22 protein-coding genes are annotated in these 18,446 nt (G+C 67.3%); 9 read left to right on the top strand and 13 right to left on the bottom strand.

What is annotated here, in order from left to right; translation table 11 throughout:
- Nucleotides 1-86 precede the first annotated feature (86 nt).
- From GRX66_RS07590 to GRX66_RS07605, 4 genes are all read right to left on the bottom strand, one after another.
- Entirely contained in the window at nt 87-905 is an 819-nt protein-coding gene (locus GRX66_RS07590; RefSeq protein WP_159526020.1) for a hypothetical protein, read from the bottom strand.
- A gap of 6 nt (nt 906-911) precedes the next feature.
- Nucleotides 912-1,604, bottom strand: a complete 693-nt coding sequence (locus tag GRX66_RS07595; RefSeq protein WP_159526021.1) for a DUF7546 family protein — start codon at nt 1,602-1,604, stop codon at nt 912-914.
- 31 nt (nt 1,605-1,635) lie between these two features.
- Nucleotides 1,636-2,055 (bottom strand): hypothetical protein, encoded by a 420-nt coding sequence (locus tag GRX66_RS07600; RefSeq protein WP_159526022.1) that lies wholly within the window; start codon nt 2,053-2,055, stop codon nt 1,636-1,638.
- An 84-nt stretch (nt 2,056-2,139) separates the two neighbouring features.
- Nucleotides 2,140-2,640: a DUF6789 family protein gene (locus tag GRX66_RS07605; RefSeq protein ID WP_159526023.1), complete on the bottom strand. Its 501-nt coding sequence runs from the start codon at nt 2,638-2,640 to the stop codon at nt 2,140-2,142.
- Nucleotides 2,641-2,930: 290 nt separating this feature from the next.
- Between GRX66_RS07605 and GRX66_RS07610 the strand changes: the two genes are divergently transcribed.
- Nucleotides 2,931-4,226, top strand: a complete 1,296-nt coding sequence (locus GRX66_RS07610) for a metallophosphoesterase (RefSeq protein ID WP_159526024.1) — start codon at nt 2,931-2,933, stop codon at nt 4,224-4,226.
- A 234-nt stretch (nt 4,227-4,460) separates the two neighbouring features.
- Here GRX66_RS07610 and GRX66_RS07615 read toward each other — a convergent pair whose 3' ends face one another.
- The 3 genes from GRX66_RS07615 to GRX66_RS07625 form a co-directional block, all read right to left on the bottom strand.
- Nucleotides 4,461-7,040 (bottom strand): efflux RND transporter permease subunit, encoded by a 2,580-nt coding sequence (locus tag GRX66_RS07615; protein ID WP_159526025.1) that lies wholly within the window; start codon nt 7,038-7,040, stop codon nt 4,461-4,463.
- Nucleotides 7,041-7,328: 288 nt separating this feature from the next.
- The gene (locus GRX66_RS07620; protein ID WP_159526026.1) at nt 7,329-7,607 is read right to left on the bottom strand and encodes a DUF7521 family protein; all 279 of its coding nucleotides are present in this window, start codon (nt 7,605-7,607) and stop codon (nt 7,329-7,331) included.
- Nucleotides 7,604-8,059: a helix-turn-helix domain-containing protein gene (locus GRX66_RS07625; protein ID WP_159526027.1), complete on the bottom strand. Its 456-nt coding sequence runs from the start codon at nt 8,057-8,059 to the stop codon at nt 7,604-7,606. The genes GRX66_RS07620 and GRX66_RS07625 overlap by 4 nt, the downstream gene beginning before the upstream one ends.
- A gap of 291 nt (nt 8,060-8,350) precedes the next feature.
- On the opposite strand from GRX66_RS07625, the gene GRX66_RS07630 reads away from it, so the two are divergent.
- Nucleotides 8,351-8,638, top strand: a complete 288-nt coding sequence (locus GRX66_RS07630) for a GYD domain-containing protein (protein WP_159526028.1) — start codon at nt 8,351-8,353, stop codon at nt 8,636-8,638.
- A 43-nt stretch (nt 8,639-8,681) separates the two neighbouring features.
- On the opposite strand, the gene GRX66_RS19490 is transcribed toward GRX66_RS07630, so the two are convergent.
- Together GRX66_RS19490 and GRX66_RS07635 are read right to left on the bottom strand one after the other, a co-directional pair.
- Nucleotides 8,682-8,825: a hypothetical protein gene (locus GRX66_RS19490; RefSeq protein ID WP_201292956.1), complete on the bottom strand. Its 144-nt coding sequence runs from the start codon at nt 8,823-8,825 to the stop codon at nt 8,682-8,684.
- Nucleotides 8,826-8,907: 82 nt separating this feature from the next.
- Nucleotides 8,908-9,225 carry a lycopene cyclase domain-containing protein gene (locus GRX66_RS07635; RefSeq protein ID WP_325064001.1) on the bottom strand — a complete coding sequence of 106 codons (318 nt, stop codon included), beginning with the start codon at nt 9,223-9,225 and terminating at the stop codon, nt 8,908-8,910.
- Nucleotides 9,226-9,333: 108 nt separating this feature from the next.
- Here GRX66_RS07635 and GRX66_RS07640 point away from each other — a divergent pair, with 108 nt between their 5' ends.
- Complete coding sequence (locus GRX66_RS07640; RefSeq protein WP_159526029.1) at nt 9,334-10,476, top strand: CBS domain-containing protein; 1,143 nt, start codon at nt 9,334-9,336, stop codon at nt 10,474-10,476.
- 260 nt (nt 10,477-10,736) lie between these two features.
- Nucleotides 10,737-10,928 carry a DUF7333 family protein gene (locus tag GRX66_RS07645; protein WP_159526030.1) on the top strand — a complete coding sequence of 64 codons (192 nt, stop codon included), beginning with the start codon at nt 10,737-10,739 and terminating at the stop codon, nt 10,926-10,928.
- A 275-nt stretch (nt 10,929-11,203) separates the two neighbouring features.
- On the opposite strand, the gene GRX66_RS07650 is transcribed toward GRX66_RS07645, so the two are convergent.
- A complete protein-coding gene (locus GRX66_RS07650) occupies nt 11,204-11,677 on the bottom strand; it encodes a hypothetical protein (RefSeq protein WP_159526031.1) in 474 nt (157 codons plus the stop codon).
- Nucleotides 11,678-11,773: 96 nt separating this feature from the next.
- Complete coding sequence (radB, locus tag GRX66_RS07655) at nt 11,774-12,472, bottom strand: DNA repair and recombination protein RadB (RefSeq protein WP_325064002.1); 699 nt, start codon at nt 12,470-12,472, stop codon at nt 11,774-11,776.
- A 115-nt stretch (nt 12,473-12,587) separates the two neighbouring features.
- Here radB and GRX66_RS07660 point away from each other — a divergent pair, with 115 nt between their 5' ends.
- A complete protein-coding gene (locus GRX66_RS07660; protein WP_325064003.1) occupies nt 12,588-13,316 on the top strand; it encodes a hypothetical protein in 729 nt (242 codons plus the stop codon).
- A 157-nt stretch (nt 13,317-13,473) separates the two neighbouring features.
- Nucleotides 13,474-15,699, top strand: a complete 2,226-nt coding sequence (locus tag GRX66_RS07665) for a CDC48 family AAA ATPase (RefSeq protein WP_159526032.1) — start codon at nt 13,474-13,476, stop codon at nt 15,697-15,699.
- 171 nt (nt 15,700-15,870) lie between these two features.
- Here GRX66_RS07665 and GRX66_RS07670 read toward each other — a convergent pair whose 3' ends face one another.
- Nucleotides 15,871-16,248: a 30S ribosomal protein S8e gene (locus tag GRX66_RS07670; protein WP_159526033.1), complete on the bottom strand. Its 378-nt coding sequence runs from the start codon at nt 16,246-16,248 to the stop codon at nt 15,871-15,873.
- A gap of 87 nt (nt 16,249-16,335) precedes the next feature.
- Here GRX66_RS07670 and GRX66_RS07675 point away from each other — a divergent pair, with 87 nt between their 5' ends.
- Complete coding sequence (locus GRX66_RS07675) at nt 16,336-16,782, top strand: DUF2240 family protein (protein WP_159526034.1); 447 nt, start codon at nt 16,336-16,338, stop codon at nt 16,780-16,782.
- A 1-nt stretch (nt 16,783) separates the two neighbouring features.
- Nucleotides 16,784-17,173, top strand: a complete 390-nt coding sequence (locus GRX66_RS07680; protein ID WP_159526035.1) for a hypothetical protein — start codon at nt 16,784-16,786, stop codon at nt 17,171-17,173.
- Nucleotides 17,174-17,251: 78 nt separating this feature from the next.
- Here GRX66_RS07680 and GRX66_RS07685 read toward each other — a convergent pair whose 3' ends face one another.
- Complete coding sequence (locus GRX66_RS07685) at nt 17,252-17,701, bottom strand: hypothetical protein (protein ID WP_159526036.1); 450 nt, start codon at nt 17,699-17,701, stop codon at nt 17,252-17,254.
- A gap of 90 nt (nt 17,702-17,791) precedes the next feature.
- Between GRX66_RS07685 and pyrF the strand changes: the two genes are divergently transcribed.
- Nucleotides 17,792-18,446, top strand: a 655-nt coding sequence (pyrF, locus tag GRX66_RS07690; protein WP_159526037.1) for an orotidine-5'-phosphate decarboxylase, incomplete at its 3' end; no start/stop codon positions are given.

Consider the following 18,446-nt stretch of genomic DNA (forward strand, 5'->3'; position numbering starts at 1 on the left):
CGACGACGGTGTCGGGGCGACTGGCGCGAGCACGGCGGTCGCAAGCGAGTTCCACGCGGGCGTCGCGACGAGGCCGTCGAAGGTCGTCACCCAGAGGAGCGCGACGACGAACGCCGTCGCGCCGCGCTCCTCGCTGCCGTCTCGTTCGGTGAGCGCGGTGCCAGGGAGGCGGACGTGGATGCCGTCGCTGTCGCGCTGGACAGGCGCGACGCGGCCGTACAGTCGAAAGACGCGAGAGACGGGGTCGACGCGCTCGAACCACGTGCGCGGACCGAACTGGTGGGCGCCGGCGAGCGAGAGCCCGGTGTACGCGACGACGAGCGCGCCGAGCGCGTCGCGTCGGCGGCGAGCGGGCTGACGACTTCGACCCACACCAGCACGACGAGGCCGACGACGCTCGGCCACGCGCCGTACGACTCGGGGACGTCTCGGTGCCCGGACGTCGGGAGCAATCGGGCGAGCGTCCGCCAGGGGTTCACGGCGGACCAGGAGTTCCCGACGACGTACGTGGACATCGCGTAGCCGGCCCACCACCCCACCCAGACGACGAGAATCGCGAAGTTCCGCGTCGGTTCCGCGGGGCCGAGGACGCTCGCGGCCAGCACGAGCGCGAGCACGGCGACCCCGACGGCGGAGAGTGCAGTGGCGCCCGCCCGGTAGACAGTGGCGGGAGCTGGCAGGTGGGCGCGCCACGCGTTGACAGCGCGGATGGCCTCGTGGTCGGTGAGGAGGCTGTTGAAGAGGAACGACGCGCCGACGAGCACCCCGCCCGTGAGGACGGTGAGCCACGAGGGAACGCCGGTCGCGGTGACCGCGTCACTCAGGCCGCCGACGTGCGCGAGCGCCTCCCAGACCACGAGGAACGCGCCGACGACGGCAGCGACAGAGGCGGAAGCCAGCGTCACGCGGCGTCACCTCGCCCCCGGCCGCCACACGAGCAACACGACGGCGAGGACGAACGCGGCCGTCGAGAGGTCGACCGAGAAACTGTACACGGTCGAGGCGACCGCCGATCCGCCGAGGACGCCCGCCAGGAGGGACGCCAGCACCGGCCACGAGCAACTCACGCAGGACAGCAGGCCGACCGCGCCGCTGAACGCCGCCGACGCGGTGTCGAGGAGCGCGGCGTAGACGAGGTACGCGAGCGCGAGGTAGCCGACGAACTGGTAGGGGACGAGCGTGAGCGAGAACAGCGCGTGGTCGTAGACGACCGTCGGCCCCCATCCCGGCGGGAGCGACGTGAACACGGTGAGACCGCTCGCGCCGCCGTGGCTGTGGGAGTGCCCGAGGTGCGTGAGTTCGAGGACGCCCCCGAAGTACGCGAGCACGAGCAGGTAGCCGCCTGCTACCACCAGAACCCCGCGGCGGAGCCAGGGGCCGGCGTCCGGGGGTTTCGTGGCGAACACCGCGGCGACGGCGACGTTGATCCAGACGAACGGGTAGAGGAGGTAGCGGACGCTCGTGGCTTCCGCGGCGGTGGCGCCGAGGTAGCCGACGACCAGCGCGAGCTCCGCGAGCACGACGGCCACGAGCAGTGCGACCGACGCGCCGGAGACGCGGTCGGAGACGGCCGCGAGGGGTCTGCTGGGTTGTGAGCGAGTCATCGGTCGGGCGGGAGCGAGGGTCGGTCGACCATCAGAGCAGGAGTTTCACGCCGATGACGGCGGCGAGGACGACGCCGAACAGCCACGCGCTCAGCCCGATGGAGTGGGCGCGTGGGAGGCCGCGGGCGCGTGCCATGCTGTAGATGCCCCACGCGAAGTACGCGAGGAGGACGAGTGGCGCGACCGCGGCGAGCACCATCGCCCCGGCGCCCATCGCGATTGCGGCGCCGGCGACGACCACGACGAGGACGGCCGCGACGAGGGCGAGCGTGTCCGTCGGAATGGACCTGGCGTCAGCCGTCTCGCCGGGGAGCGCGGCCAGGTCGCGGCGGTACGACCGAAGTTTCGGCGTGTAGTGTTCACGGCGTCGTAGCCGCGCGACAGCGACGCCGGCCCCGACGAGGAGGAGCCCCATCACAGCCGTGCCGACCAGCAGGTCCCCTGAAGCCATGGTACGTTATCACACGACTATCTGTCGGGGTGGCCAATAAGTTTTGCATTATTCCGAGGCGTCGAGTGCGGATTTTTCGCGCGGTCACACCTGGTGTTCCGGAATGCCGGTGAGGCGCTGCATCACGGAGCCGAGCACGAGGCCGTACAGCCAGTGAGCGACGAGCGTGACGACGAGGAAAACCGCGTTGACGTACATGCTGGCGGCGGGCCAGAAGATGAACACGAAGCTCGCCCAGAACAGCGTGCTGATGGTCGCCCCCCGGAGGTAGCGTGGCTCCCGCGGCGGGAGGAACGTCGCGGTGACGAGGAAGAACAGCGGGAGGACGAACGCCCCGCCGGCGACGAAGAACGCGATGCCGAGGGTGCCGTTGGCGTCGGCGATGACGAGGTTCGCGAACTGTTCGAGGGGTTCCATCTGGAAGACGCCGAGCAGTATCGGGATGCCGGCGATGACTGGCGCCATCACGAGCAGGCCGGCGATGCCGCCAGCGAAGCTGCTCAGGACCGCGCGCGGCGTGAGCGGTTCCTCGTGTTCTCCGAGCACCGGGTCCTCGACTCCCGCCTCGCTAGTACGTTCGGCCATAGATTTATTATGAACGTTCATGTTGTTAATTGTTCTCACGGTGTGTGTTAGTCCACAGGTACGGAATGGTACGTGCATGTGGTCGACAGCGCCTCGGAGACAGTTCGCGGGTCTGTGACCGCGTTCAGCGGTCGCAGGCGGTAACCGGGACGTGGCTGTCCACCGGCCGTCGATGCCGGTGGCACGGAACCGACGTGCGGCCGTCGGTCTCCGGTCGAGCGTGACTGGTCGCGGACACGCTCCCGGGCGAGCCACAACGACTTTGACCGTGGGTTCAGCAAACGTTTGCGATGGCCAGCACCGACGGGGACCGCGTCTACTACGTCATCAGCGACCTCCACATCGGCGGCGACGAGCAACTGGAGGAGGTCGCGTTCCTCGACGAGCTACTCGAGTTCCTCGAAGGCCTCGAACGGACCGAGGAGGACGCGGAACTCGTCATCAACGGGGACGCGTTCGGCCTCTGGGAGTTCACGACCGCCGAGGGGATGGAGAAGTTCGACATCCTCGCCGAGCGGTACCCGGGACTGTTCGAGCAGCTGCGCGCGACGGGCGAGAACGTCCAGATCACGCTGCTTCCGGGCAACCACGACCACGAACTCGCCGCCTACGACGAGTACGTCGAGCGGTTCGCCGAGTACAACGTCACCGTCCTCCAGGAGCAGTCGTTCACGCGGCCCGTCGGTGACCGCGAAATCCACTTCGAGCACGGCCACCAGCAGGACCCGAACAACCAGATCGAGGAGTGGGGCAACCCCAACGCGACGCCGCTGGGCTACTACTACAACACCCTCGTGACCAGCCGCGCGGGCCAGCTCTCCGACCGCGGCCGGTACAACTGGCTGAAGGACGTCCAGGCGATCACACCGACCGAGCGCATGCCGGTGTGGCTGCTCTCGAAGTACTTCTACCGCGAGATGAACCCGTTCCTGCGGTACGCGCTCGTCCCGTTCCTGTTGCTGTTCAACATCAGCGCGGTGCTGGCGATACTCGCTGGACTCGGCGTGACGGGCGTCTGGGAACCCCCCATCGAGTGGACCACGGCGTTCCTCGGGCAGTTCGGGACCGCCGGGACCGCAATCTGGTTCCTGCTGGCGATCAACGTGGTCGTCGTCGGACTCGTGTTGCTCGTCGCGATTCCCGTCCACCTCATCCGACGGGACATCAAGCAGACGATCAGGCGCTTCGGCGTCTTCGAGACCGACCTCACCGTCGACGCCGAAGCTCCCTACGAGGACGCCGCCCGCGAGGTGTTCGCCGAACGCCCGCAGACCGCGATCTTCTGCCACGGGCACACGCACCAGCCGAAGCTGCAGCCAGTCGACGGCGGCTGCGTCGTTAACAGCGGCACGTGGCTGAAACGCTTCCACCGCCGCGAGGGCGTCATCGGGCTCGTTCCGCCGGTGTTCTACCCGTCCTATCAGCTGTGCGCGGTCCGCATCGCGGCGAGGGACGGGGACGTGGTCGTCGACTTCGAGGCCGTCGAGAAGCCGAGCCCCGGGACGGAGGAACTCACGCTCACCGAGCGCCTCCTGACCGTCGGTCGACCACCTGACCCGGAACTCCCGGACGGCACCCGGATTTAGCCGGACGAGTTCGGCGACGGACGGGTCTGCTGGCACCTGTCGGACCCAGCACGGGGTGGAGTTCGGACGAGAAGTGCACGGTGAGGCGGACTGCGTTTCTGCCGAATCAGAATCTCCCTGCCGCGTACCCCAGTTGTCCCTGAACCGATTTGCGGCCCGGAGACCCTAGCACTCCGTCAGGCTGGGACAGAGCGATCGCCCCGACGGCACTGTCGAGCGCCAGTGCGTCGATTTTCAGCGGCGGTATCGTTCCCGAGCCACCAGGAGAGACGGTAAGACGGTCACGCAGCTGCCGAACGCGAAGACGATACTCAACCCAGTCACGAGGCCGAATCGGTGGAGCGGCGGGGAGAGTGCGAGTGCGAGGACGCCAAAGCCAGCTGCTGTTGTCGCCGCACTCCCCAGCAGCGCGCCGCCAGTCCCGGTGACTGCAGCCACGAGCGACTCGTCGAGCGAGTCTCGGCGCTCACGTTCGTCGACGAACCGTTCGCCGAGATGGATGCTGTAGTCGACACCGAGCCCGATCGCCAAACTAGTGATGACGACCGTCTCGCTGTTGAACGGGATGTCCAGCAGCGCCATCGTCCCGAGCAACCACGCGAGCGCGAGGAGGACGGGGGCGAGCACCACAACGGCGAGCCCCGGCGCGCGGTACCGCCACCAGTACAGTCCGAGGAGGAACGTCAAGATGACGCCCAGCGTCACGGCGAATCCTTCGACGAGCGTCTCGAACAGGGCGCTCTGGGCGACAGCGGTACTGACCGGGCCACCGGTCGCAACAGCTGTCACCGGTGCATTCGCTTCGATCCCCGCTGCGACCTGTCGCACGTCGCCGGCAATCGATTGGGCGGACGCGTCGGTCTGCACACCGACGAGCAACCGACCCGTCGCGTACGACCCGGGCTCGGTTCGATAGAGTACTGTGGACGCCCGGTCGGGAGCGGCCTCGTACAAGAGGTCGTAGACTGTTGCGACGTCTTCGTCGGGGAGGCCGTCACCGTCCGAGTCTCGCTCGTCAATCGCGGCGGCGACGGTCTGATTCTCGGCCGCCACAGACCGGAGGACAGTCGCCGGACTATCGACGGCCGCTGTGCCGTCCGACTGGACGGCGATCGTTCCAGTTCGACTCGTAGACTGCGACACGTCGTCTGTCGCAGTGAGCGCTGCGGGCGCGGTCACGTTCCCGCGTATCAGTATCTGGGCCTCCGACCCCTGTCCGCGTTGCCGGAAGTTGTCGCTCAGGTACTCGAGATTCTCCCGGACGTCGTACTCGGACGGGGCGAACGGTTCCGGCAGCGATTCCATCCACGCTGGGGCGTCCTCCGGCAGGAAGTCCGCCTGATTGAACTCAGTGTCCAGGCCGGTCGCACCGTAGGCTCCTGCCGAAGCCAACAGCAGTGCGACGACGAGAACGGCGACCGGTGCTCGGCGTGAGAGGGCCGCAGTGCTCGAGAGCACACGGCGAATCGGCCCCGAGCCGACTCCGAACGCCGGCTGCTGGCGGTCACGCCCGAGCCGGGCGAGGAGCCGTTCGACTTCGAGTTTGACGGCCGGAACGAGTGCCGCAAAGACGACGAACATCGCGACGATGCCGGCCGCACTCAGCAGCGCGAAGTCCCGGATCGACGCGAGCGGGCTGACGTAGTTCGAGAAGAACCCGATGCCCGTCGTGAACGCGGCGGCGGCCAGCGCGACGACGACACCGGCGACCCCCGCCCGCATCGCAGCGGCCGGATTTCGCCGGCCGTCGGACCCGGACTCGGTGTCGCCGTCCGCCGCTCGTGCCTCGCGATAGCGCATGACGACGTGGAGCGAGTAGTCGATACTCAGTCCAATGAGCAAGAACGGGACCGCGATGAGTATGGAACTGGACGGGATTCCGAGCCAGCCCTGGATCCCCTGGAGCCACACCAGCACCACGCCGATCCCGAACAGGCTGACGAGCACGTCGACCACGTCGCGGTACGCGATACCGAGGACGGCGAGCAGGAGGACGAGTGCGACGGGGGTGATGATGAGGAAGCTGTCGCCGATGGCCCGCGAGGACGCATCGTCGATGATGCCCTGGCCGAAGACGAACGCGTCGTCGAAGCGTTCGTCGACCAGGGACGCGATAGCCACTTGCGCATCGTAGGCCTCCTGGGGCGTTTCGCTGGGGCCGCCGCGTTCGTCGGATTGGAAGATCAGTGTGAGTCGCGCGTCGGCGCTCGTCGCGCCGGGTTCGTACTCCGACGGGAGGAACGCAGTCGGGTCGCGGCCGGGAGCGGTCGAATCCGGATCGAGCACCCGCGCGACTATCGCATCCACCGATTCGTCCGAGCGCGACTCGAGCGCCGCGATCTGCTGGTCGAGTGTCGGCGCTGGCGGCTGTCCGTTCCGGCTGGTGGTGGCTGTGTCGTTTGTCCCGTTGCCAGCCGTTTGGCCTTCGAAGTACGCCGTCGTCGCCACGAGGTTCTCGAGCCCGCGGAGGCCCGACTCCATCTGGAGCGTCGCATTGATGGATTCTCGTTCACGAATCTCCCGCTGGAGTCGGAGGCTCTGCAGCAGTGACTCGCGGGTAAGGACGTCGCCGCCCTCGGCCCTGACGACGACCTGTGTGACCACCGCATCGTCGGAGCCGTACGTCGATTCGATCTCCTCGAGCGCTGCCTGCGCTTCGGAATCGATGGCCGCCCGGCCGATCGTACCGTCATCACTGCTGCCGACCACCGCGCCAGCGCCGACGGCCGCTGTGAGGGCGAGCAACAGGACGATGACGAGTTTGCTCCGCGAGACGAGCGCGTCCGCGTATCGAGACGGTACGTTGCGTTTCATCGGTCACCGATACCGCTTCGCGTCCGCGACGGCTGGGGAGTCGAATCGGTCGGACGGAGTGGCGGAATCGCTCATTGTCACAGTCTCCGTGGGTACTTCATAAGGAACGATGGAGGCCTCCCAAGACGTGGGACAACCACCAGCGCCGGTTTGTGGCTAGAGATGGATCACGCCAACCGACACCCGAAGCGACCGCGTTGCCGGAAACGGACCGCGCGGGCGGGCTGCGTGAGCCGACGTCTGAGCGAGCCGACGTCTGAGCGACGCCGGCCAACCGAGGGACAGCGGCTACTGCCCGTAGAGGCCGTATATCATGACGAGGAAGCCGCCACAGGCGACGAGGCTCTCGAAGAGCATTCCCTGGACGCTCGGAATGCCGAAGACGTGATGGAGGATCCCGACGAGAACCGTCCCGATGGTGATGACCAGAAGCCCTACCGCGAAGAACTGGAGCCCCTCGATTTGCGTACGCCGATAGGCCCGATAGGCTAACACCGAGACGATCCCACCGAGGACGAGCGCGCTGATTTTGACGATGCCGAGTAAGACGATCAGCGGGTCCGTCATGATTCCTCCTTCATCTCGGACCAGAACGTCGCCATGCGGTCCTCCGCACTGTCGTCCGGTCGATCGATGGAGACGGCGAACTCGTCGGCGTCGTCGATGGTAATCGAGATGTCCGTGAAATCTCGTTCGTACAGCGTGGCGTTCGGGCCGTCACGTCGGACTTCGGTGTATTCTTTGACGAGGGCCGCCTCGCGGAGCCGCTGGAGTTTCCGGTACACCGTCGAACTCGGCAGCTCGCATTCGGCACAGAGTTCAGTCGCGGATTTCGGTTCGCGGAGCGTCGTGAGTATCGTTCTGCATTTGTCGTCTTCGAGCGACTGGAGGACTGCCGAAACGGGCGGTCCGTCGTCGTCCTCCGTGGACTCCGCGACCGTGTCGGTGGCTGTCCCGGTCGCGTTCGACCGTGACGGGATGAGCGAGAGCCGGTCCGGGTCGACGAATTCCTCGGTCATTCGAATGTCGCAGCCGCCAGTTCGTCTCGACTCGGAGACGACGCTGTCAGTTTGCCCCTACTTACAGCTAGGTGTGTATAGTGGTATCGGGTCTTCCCGGCTCGTTGGACTACCAGGATGTCCGGCACTTTGGTCAGTGCGAAATCCGATGGAACCACCCGCCCGAAAAACACCCAGAATTCCGTGCTAACATTTAACATACCAGTTCTCGAAGTTCGAGGTGCGTTCCACACTGCGACTCGTGGGTGTCGCCGTCGGCGTTGGACGGAACGCGACACGGGGGGAGCGCCAATGCCAACGTACATCGTACTCCACGAACTCTCCGGGGAGAACCTGGAACACCTGCAAACAGAGATAGCGGACGGGAAAGCGATACTCGACGAAATGGAATGCGAGCTACACGACCTCTATCTGACGTTCGGCCGGTTCGACGCGGTCGGCATCATCGACGCACCGGACGACGAGACCGCGGCGCAGTTCGTCATGACGCTGGCCAGGGAGAACGACGTAGGGACCGAGACCCTGCGCGCGTTCCCCGAGGACGAAACTGAAGCCCTGCTCGAGGGCATGCCGGAGTAGCGCTGGTGCGCCGCGGGCGCTACCGCACCCCGCCGGTGGGTCACTACTCCGAACCAGGGGTTCGGCGCTCTTGGGACGCGTCAGTCCCTTCGAGCTCCTTGCCGCAGTCCGGGCACTCGTCGTCTACGACCGTGACCTGGGCGTCACAGGACGGGCAGAAGTCCAGCCAGCAGGCGCGGTCACCCATGCGACGGGCTACCCCGCGCAGCGACTTATGCGTGGCCGTAGTCGCGCGGTCGGCGTTTACCGTCGCAGTCGAGGATGGCCGTTCACGGCTCCCCGTGCAGCGTCTCGTGGAACGCCAGGACGAGCGCCGGAACGACGACCATGAAGAGGTGTTCCTCCACTGGAATCCCGAGCAGGTCGACGCCGGTCCGGAGTTCGATGGCGAACACGCCGATGGTGAGCGTGTACCAGTCCCAGACGTACGCGATCGGATAGAGTGCGGCGATGGTCACGCCGGCGCGTCGCAGGGCGTCCGCGCGGTAGAGCAACGCGAACGCCACCGCCCCGAACGCCACCTCCGACGCGAGGTAGGTGTACGAGCCGAATACGGCCCCGACGTCGGGGATTCCGGCGGGAAGCACGGCGAGCAGTTGGCGCCGAGGCCTTAAAACTCTACGAGGGCGTCCCGAGCACGCTGGGGTCGCAACAAAGTTGAAGACGTTGGTCCGTCTCGTTCAATACGTAGGCCCATGGATATCTCTAACATCGCGACGAACGACTACATAGAAGTCGAAAGCGAAGAACGGTTGGGCAAGGTTCGGTCTATCTTCGAGGACAAGAACCCCAAGGGCATCATCGTCACTGAAGCCGGCCAGTACGACGGCGTCATCACGGAGCGACAGCTCATCGGCTCCCACATCGAGGACGACACTCGAGTGGCGGCGCTCACGAAACCCGCGCCGAAGGTCGATCGCACCGAGGACGTCCGCGACACCGCACGGATGCTCGTCGAGGGCGGCACGAAGATCGCACCCGTGTTCGAAGCCGGCGAACTCTGGGGCATCGTCAGCGAGGACGCCATCCTCGAGGCCGTCCTCGAGAACCTCGACGCGCTGACCGTCGGCCAGATCTACACGGAGAACGTCGTCACCATCGAGGAGGACGACAACATGGGGACGGTCATCAACCGGCTCCGCGAACACGGCATCTCGCGACTCCCGGTCGTCGACGAGGACGGCTTCCTCACGGGCGTCGTCACCGTCCACGACATCGTCGACTTCGTCGTGCGGGACATCTCGAAGACCACCCGCGGCGACCGACGCGGCGAAGTCGAGCGCATGCTCGACCTCCCCGTCTACGACGCGATGTCCAGTCCGGTCGAGACCGTGACGGTCGACGCCAGCGTCGAGGACGCCGTCGAGACCATGCTGGACAACGACTACTCCGGGCTCGTCGTCACGCCCGCGGGCGACGACCGCGTCGTCGGCGGCATCCTCACGAAGACGGACGTCCTGCGCGCGCTCTCCTACACCGAGGAGGACCGCATGGACGTCCAGATCACGAACGTCGAACTCCTGGACACGCTCTCCCGGCAGGAGGTCGTCGAGCGCATCGAGCAAGTCGCCAGCAAGTACGGCGACATGCGCGTCCACCACGCGCACGTCCGCCTCCACAAGCACAAGGAGAAGCTCCGCGGCACCCCGCTCATCATGTGCCAGCTGCGCCTCCGGACCAACAAAGGCCAGATGGCGGGCACCGGCGAAGGCTACGGCGCGGACAACGCCTTCTACATGGCGCTGGACCTCCTGGAGCGCAACGTTCTCGAAGAGAAGGGCATCGAGCGCGACGAGGAGTACAAGGGCCAACTCCTCCGGAAACTCAACGAACTCTAGGACCACACTTTTTCGGCGGTCGGTCCTATGAGCGCGGAGCGCACCCGTGACGACGAGCGACCGCACCCGCGTCTCTCGACCACATCGGCGGTGCGCGCAGCACACCCCGGATGCTCACGGCGCCGCCCACCGTTCACACGGGTAGCGGGACCGCCGTTCCCGCTCGGCGAACCGCTCCCCTCGCGGATGGTCGTCGGTTCCAACGGACCGCCGGCACGCGTTCGGGAACCTATTTGCGGTGGGCGCGTCAACACCGAGGTATGGAGTACGACTTCACGCGCGCTGTCGGGTTGCTCGTCGCGATCGTAGTACTCGGCGTCGTCGGCCTCGCGTCGGCGGACGTGATGGGCACCGACACGGTATTCATGATGGTGCTGCCGTCGATGATCGTGTTCGCGGTGGTGTCGTTTTTCCTCGGCATGAAACACGGCGAGTACCGCGCAGCGAAGTAGCCGGCCGGCGCCGAACGGGCGTTTCTGGCCGGGGTGACGTGATGGAGAGGACGAGTTCTGAGCGCGTGCTGCGTCCCGAATGCGGGTCGCGTAGGCGGTCAGTTATGCGAATCGCGTAGGCGGTCAGTTCGGCTGGACAGACCATCTATTAGCTGCTCGGTGACGTGATTCTTGTGCAGCTAGAGTGCGTCGACCGGGTCATCCCGCCTAAAACCGACGTAGCCCGCCACCGACCCTGTCACCGGGCCGGGTGTGTTCCCCACGACCACGTTCAGTCAGCCACCGGTCCGGACCGCTCGCAACAGTGCGACACCGTTCCCGACCGCCAGACAGACCGCGGAGGCGACGCCAACTGCGCGTGGGTCCAGGTACTGGACCGCCGACCCGGCCACGAGCAGGACCGCAAGGAAGGCGAACAGCATGACAGCGCCGGCCTTCATCTCGACGACGGATTCCGTCGACAGCGGGTTGGCTGTGAGGCTGCGCGTCGGTTCGGATTCAGCCGCCTGCGCTGCGAAGTGCGTCTGCAGTCGCTCCCAGCCCCAGATGGAGAGCCCGTTTGCTGAGAGGAGCGCCGCGGAGAGGACGGAGAGCCAGGCGAACGCGGAATACCCGAACACGAGGAAGACAGCCGCCGCGAGGAGGAACGTGAGGCTCCCGACCGCGTGGCCGAGTGCGCCCTGCAGGTATTTGACCGCCTCCACGCGGGTGACCTCCCCCTCTATTTCGCCGCCGATGTCAGGCGCCATCTCTTCCGCCTCTGTCCGTGTATCAGGGCCAGTACCGCAAAAAGTCGAGGGGAGCGTTCGCACCTGTCGAGAAGGGTGCGGTCGGCCGGTCGGCGTTCAGTGCTGGGTCACGGCTTCGATGCCGCGTTCCGTGATCTGGAAGCGCGCCTGGTCGCCCTCCGGCTTCGAGCGGTGCTTCTCGAGAGTGGCGCGGCGGTTGCCGCCGCGGAACCGGTCGACCCGCAGCACGACGCCCGTCCAGTGGTTGAGCGTGTGGCCGCCGAGCGGCCGGACGCGGTCGCTGTCGCTGTCGACGTCCGTGAACACCTGGTTGGTGATGAGGACCGCGAGGTCGTGTTTGCGCGCCAGCGACAGCAGGTGCGTGACCTGGTCGGCCACCCGTCGGAGTGCGTCGCCGCCGTCCTGGTCGGTGCGCTCCAGGCGGTAGAAGCCCGTCGCGGAGTCGAGGACGACGAGGTCGGCTCGCTCCGCGAAGTCCTCGACGTCCCGGACGGCCTCGGCCTGCTCCTCGAAGTCGTGGGCGTCCGTGAGGATGATGCGACTGGACGCCGCTTCGGGGTCGTCGGCGCGCGCGGACAGAATCTGCTCGAAGCGCTCGACGGAGATGCCCTCGGTGTCGATGTAGACTGCGGTGCCGCCGTCGGCGGCGACGTCGACGGCGGTGGAGAGCGCAACGTTCGTCTTCCCGGCCCCCGGCGCCCCGTAGACCTGCGTGACGGTGCCGCGGTCGACGCCGCCCCCCAGGAGGTCGTCGAGCGCGCCGCAACCGGTCGAGATGTGGGTGTCGTCGCTCACTGGGCGGACGTATGACGGTCCTGTGCAAAAGACCCCCGGGTCGGGACTGGGCGACCCGACACGGGACGTTCGGCGCGGGCAAGCGTTTTGCTCCCAGCGGTCGCACGTCCAGCTAGTGATAGTCGTCGCGACGACTGACTTCGAAGTGTACCACGAGGTGGTCGCGGAGCTACGGGACCGCGACGTGGAGTTCACGACAGTCGAGCCCGGCGACCCCCTCCCGGAGCGGACGGACGTCGTCATCACCGCCGGCGAGGACGTGAGCGCGGACCCACCGGTAGTGGTCGCTGACCCCCAGAATCCGCGGCGAACGGTGGAGGAGGCGCTGGTGTACGCGCGCGGCGGGGACGGGCGAACAGTCGTCGGCGTCGACCCCGGGACCCGGCCTGGCATCGCGGTGCTGCGCGGCGGGATGCTCGTCGGCGCGTTCCAGGTCCCCATCGAGCAGGCGGCGTCGGTGGTGACCGAGGAAGTCGCCGGCGACGACGACGCCGTCGTTCGCATCGGGGACGGCGCCCGCCTGGAGGGCGCGCGTATCATCGACGAGCTAGACGAGGCGCGGGTGGAACTGGTCGACGAAACCGGGACGACGCCGTTCCTCGGCCCGGGCGCCCGCGGCATGGGTGACGTGCTCGCCGCGGCGAACATCGCGCTGATGGCGGGCGAGGAGATCGAGGGGCGACGCATCGAGCCCACGGAGGGCGAGCTAGAGGTCATCAAGGCCAGGTCCCGGGAGGCCAGCGAGGAGAACCGCACGATTCCGGAGGCGCTCGCGCGGAAGGTGGCGACCGGCGAACTCACGCTCGACGAGGCGCTCGCTGTACACCGGGAGAGTACCGAGTGAGGTCGCCCAGGGTGGCGTTCCTGCCGCCGGCAGAACGAGCGGAATGCACCACGTCTTTGTGTCCTGGTGTGCTACATTTTCACAACCGCGGGGGGTGCGGCGGAAAGTACTTCCGTCACCGCGTCGGATTCCGACACATCACCCGCAGTCTCCAATCATGAACGAAGTCCAACTTGAGGTGGCGAAAGCCTACCCGAACGACTCGGGCAGGGGCATCGCCCGCCTCGACCCCGACACGCTCCTGCACTTGAAGCTGAGTCCGGGAGACATCATCGAGATCGAGGGTGCCGAAACGACTGCCGCGAAGGTCTGGCGCGCCGACCGGCAGGACTGGAACACCGACACCATCCGCATCGACGGGTTCACGCGACAGAACGCCGACGTCGGCATCGGCGAACGCGTCAAGATCCGGAAGGCAGACGCCGAGAAAGCGGACAAACTCGTGCTCGCGCCGCCGGAGGACGCCAGCGTCCAGTTCGGCAGCGACGCCGCCGGCATGGTCAAACGCCAGATCCTGAAGCGACCGGTCGTCTCCCGGGACATCGTCCCGGTGATGTCCAGCACGAACCACCCGTTCATGCGGTCGCCGGGTCAGGCGATCCCGCTCATCGCCGTCGAAACCGAACCCGAGGGCGTCTGCCTCGTCACCGAGGACACGGACGTCGAACTCCGCGAGGAACCCATCAGCGGGTTCGAGCGCACGGGCGGCGGCATCACGTACGAGGACATCGGCGGCCTCGAAAACGAGATCCAGCGCGTTCGGGAGATGGTGGAACTCCCGATGAAACACCCCCAGATCTTCCAGAAGCTGGGCATCGAACCACCGCAGGGCGTGCTGCTGCACGGGCCGCCCGGCACCGGGAAGACCCTCCTGGCGAAAGCCGTCGCCAACGAGACGTCGGCGAGTTTCTTCTCCATCGCCGGCCCCGAGATCATCTCGAAGTACTACGGCGAGTCCGAACAGCAGCTCCGCGAGATCTTCGAGGACGCCAAAGAGGAGTCCCCCGCCATCATCTTCATCGACGAACTGGACTCCATCGCGCCGAAGCGCGAGGACGTCACCGGCGAAGTCGAGCGCCGCGTCGTCGCTCAGCTCCTGACGATGATGGACGGCCTCGAGGGCCGCGGCCAGGTCATCGTCATCGCGGCGACGAACCGCGTTGACGCCGTCGACCCCGCGCTCCGCCGGCCCGGTCGCTTCGACCGCGAAATCGAGATCGGCGTGCCGGACGAGATCGGCCGCGAGGAGATTCTCAAGATCCACACGCGGGGCATGCCGCTGAGCGACGACGTCAACCTCGGGTCGCTCGCCGACGACACGCACGGCTTCGTCGGCGCGGACATCGAGAGCCTCACCAAGGAAGCCGCGATGCGGGCGCTCCGGCGCTACCTCCCCGAGATCGACCTCGACGAGGAGGACATCCCGCCGAGCCTCATCGACCGCATGATCGTCAAGCGCCAGGACTTCAAGGGCGCGCTCAACGAGGTCGAACCCTCCGCGATGCGGGAGGTGCTCGTCGAGCTCCCGAAGCTCTCCTGGGACGACGTCGGCGGCCTCGAGGACGCCAAACAGGAGATCAAGGAGTCCGTCGAGTGGCCGCTGAACCAGCCGGAGAAGTTCACCCGGATGGGCGTCGACCCGCCCGCGGGCGTCCTCCTCTACGGGCCGCCCGGCACCGGGAAGACCCTCATGGCGAAAGCCGTCGCCAACGAGACGGACGCGAACTTCATCAGCGTCCGCGGCCCCCAGCTGCTCTCGAAGTGGGTCGGCGAGTCCGAGAAAGCCATCCGGCAGACGTTCCGGAAGGCCCGCCAGGTCTCCCCGACGGTCATCTTCTTCGACGAACTCGACAGCCTCGCGCCCGGCCGCGGCCAAGACGTCGGGAACAACGTCAGCGAGCGCGTCGTCAACCAGCTCCTCACTGAACTCGACGGCCTCGAGGAGATGGAGGAAGTGATGGTCATCGCGGCGACCAACCGACCCGACATCATCGACCCCGCGCTCATCCGCTCCGGGCGCTTCGACCGCCTCGTGCAGGTCGGCCAGCCCAACGTCGAAGGCCGCGAACAGATCCTCAAGATCCACTCCGGCGACATCCCGCTGGCTCACGACGTCAGCCTCCGCGAGCTCGCGGAACTCACCGACGGTTACGTCGGCAGCGACCTCGCGAACATCGCCCGGGAAGCCGCCATCGAGGCGCTCCGCGAGAACGAGGACGCCGAAGAAGTCGAGATGCGGCACTTCCAGAAGGCCATGGAACACGTCCGCCCGACGATCACGGAGGACCTCGAGGACTACTACGACCGCGTCGAAGAACAGTTCAAGGGCAGCCAGACCCCCGAAGCCGGCCGCGAACGCGGCGGCCACATCGGGTTCCAATAGGACCTTTTTACTGCGGGGGGGTCGCCGTAGGCGACCCCCGCTTGTAAAAATCTACGCTAAAAACGTCCCGCGAGCCTCCGGCTCGCGGTGAAACGCGCGGCGGAGCCGCCCGTTTGCTTCTTGAGTTATCCGTCGTAGAGAAACTGCGAGATAGAGTGACGGTTCGACGCGTTACTCGTCGTCGACGAGGACGGCGTTGACCTGGCCGTTCTGGCCGGGTCGGGAGGTGACGCGGGCGCGGCCGGCGTCCGTCTCGATGATGGCGCCCTTCGTGATGATGTTCCGGCGGGCGTAGTTCGGGTTCGCGCCGTTCTCGACGACGTCCTCGATGGTCGCGTTGACGCCGCCGTCGTCGGTGGCGACGTTGGCGACGTCCGTGGAGAGCGCGCGGACCTTCTCGACGTTCCCGCGGGCGTCGACGGTGCGGTAGCGCTGCTCGCCGACGGTCGTCTCCGTGGGCGCGCGCCCGGTTTTCGACTTCTTCTTCTTGTTCTGCGGTCGGAGTCGCGCGCCGGTCTTCGAGCGCTTGGACCGTCCCTGGTATTGCATGTTCGGGAAGTGGCGCAGGACGTACTTGAAAGACTCGGTTGGGGGAGAACAGCGGGTTTTACCGGCGTCGCCGGCGAGGAGGGAGACATGAGCCTCCGGGTGGCGGCCGCCGCGCCGTTCAAACAGAAGGGGAAGCGTCGGATTCCAGAGCAGGCGTTCGTGGTGGCGCTGTCGCTGGACCGCGACTGGATGAGTCCCGACCAGGCCAAGCGCGTGCTGGACCTCGCGACGGGCGAAGGCCTCGTCGAGCGCGCGGACGGCGACCTCGTGGCTGACTTCGACCCGGAAGACGTGGCGATTCCCGACGACTTCACGCCCGACGCGTCGCTGTTCCAGGAGCGGTCGGCGTTCGAGCGCACGCTGGACGCACTCGTCGAGGCCGGCTACGACCGCCAGGAGACCGTCGCTGGCGTGAACCAGCTCCAGCAGGACCTCGGCGTGACGGCTGACGCGGCGGCCGTCGTGTACGCGCGGCGCCGCGGCGTGGACGTCGCCAGCGCGGCCGCGAAAGCCCGCACGGAACTCCGAGGATAGCATGGTCGAGGACACCATCACTGACGGGACGCGACTCGCGGAACTCCTGTCAAGCGAGCTCACGGGCCACGAGAACCCGCCGTACGACCGCGTGAGTGTCGCGAACGCCGACCCGGACGTGGAGCCGACGACGGACGGCGCTCGCGCCTACGACGTCCAAATTCACGGCGAACGGATCGGCGCCGTGTACGTGATGCCGGACCGGGCGCGCGTCGAACTGGTCGACGGACTCGAAGCGGCCGAACGCGAAGCCGAGCGGCGCGGACTGCGCACGCGACCGGTGGGCGCCCGGCCGCCGCGTGTCGTGGTGTTCGTGGAGAACGGCGCTGACGTCAAGGACGCGTTCGACGTGTTCGGTGCCGCGGCCGACGCGGCTGGCGACGGCGACTGACCGACGGCGGTGACTGACTGACGGCGGCGTCCCGGCTAGCGACGGCGACTGACCGGCGGCGTCCCGGCTGAGAGCCAGTCACGCCGAGTATCGCGACGCAACGGCCCCGTACGCGACCTCTGCGGCACGCCAGAGTGCGACGACGATGGTAACGAGGAGCGCCGCCAGCGAGAGGGACAGCCAGCCCAGTATCGCAGCGGCGGGCGCCTGCAGGCCGAAGTAGTCGTACAGGAGTTCCGGGACGACGAACATTCCCGTTACCGGAGCCACGAACGCGAGCACCGCGAGCAGTCCCGCGAGTTTGAGGACGGCGCGCTGTGAGCGTTTGAGGGCGTGGCCGGAGAGCAATGCGGCGGCGCCCAGCGACGCGCCACCGGCGGCAATCACGAGGCTGCCGAAGCCGATAGCGAGGCCGACCGGGAACCCCTCCTGTCCGAGTGCGGGCAGAAGGATGCCGAGGCCGACGACGACCAGCACGAGGCCGAGGGCTGCCAGGAGGACGCGAAGGACGGAGCGAGCGGAGGGCACACGCGATTCGTGTGACTCGTCTGGGAAGTGTTTTCTCGTGGCCGCCCGCCAAAGCGAATCGCTTTTGCCGGTTTGCGGGGACCCCAACGCATGGGCTTCTTCGAGGACCTCGGGGCGCGCATCGAGGCCGCCGACACCGTGGTGAGTGTCGGCCTCGACCCCGACACGGACCGCCTGCCGGACGACGTCCAGGACGCGGACCTGCCGCGGTGGGCGTTCAACCGCCGCGTCATCGACGCCACCCACGAGCACGCCGCCGTGTTCAAGCCGAACGCGGCGTTCTACGAGGACAGCGACGGCTGGCGCGCGCTCCGCGAGACGGTGGCGTACGCCCACGGGAAAGGGGTGCCCGTTCTGCTGGACGCGAAGCGCGCGGACATCGGGAACACCGCCCGCCAGTACGCCGAAATCCTGGACTACGTGGACGCAATCACGGTGAATCCCTACCTCGGCGAGGACGCCCTCCAGCCGTTCCTCGCGCGCGACGACGCCGGCGTGTTCGTGCTGTGCCGGACGTCGAACCCTGGCGGCATGGACTTCCAGCACCTCGAACTCGCGGCGTACGACCGCCGCCTATACGAGCACGTCGCCGAGCGCGCCGCCGGCTGGGACGACGAGTACGGGAACGTCGGCCTCGTGGTGGGGGCGACGGCGCCCGACGAACTGGAAGCCATCAGGGAGCGCGTGCCCCAGTTGCCCTTCCTCGTGCCGGGCGCGGCGCACAGGGCGGGACGCCGAGGCCGCC

Origin of the sequence: Halobacterium bonnevillei (genome assembly GCF_009831555.1) — an archaeon.
In the GTDB taxonomy this organism is placed as follows: Archaea; Halobacteriota; Halobacteria; order Halobacteriales; family Halobacteriaceae; genus Halobacterium; species Halobacterium bonnevillei.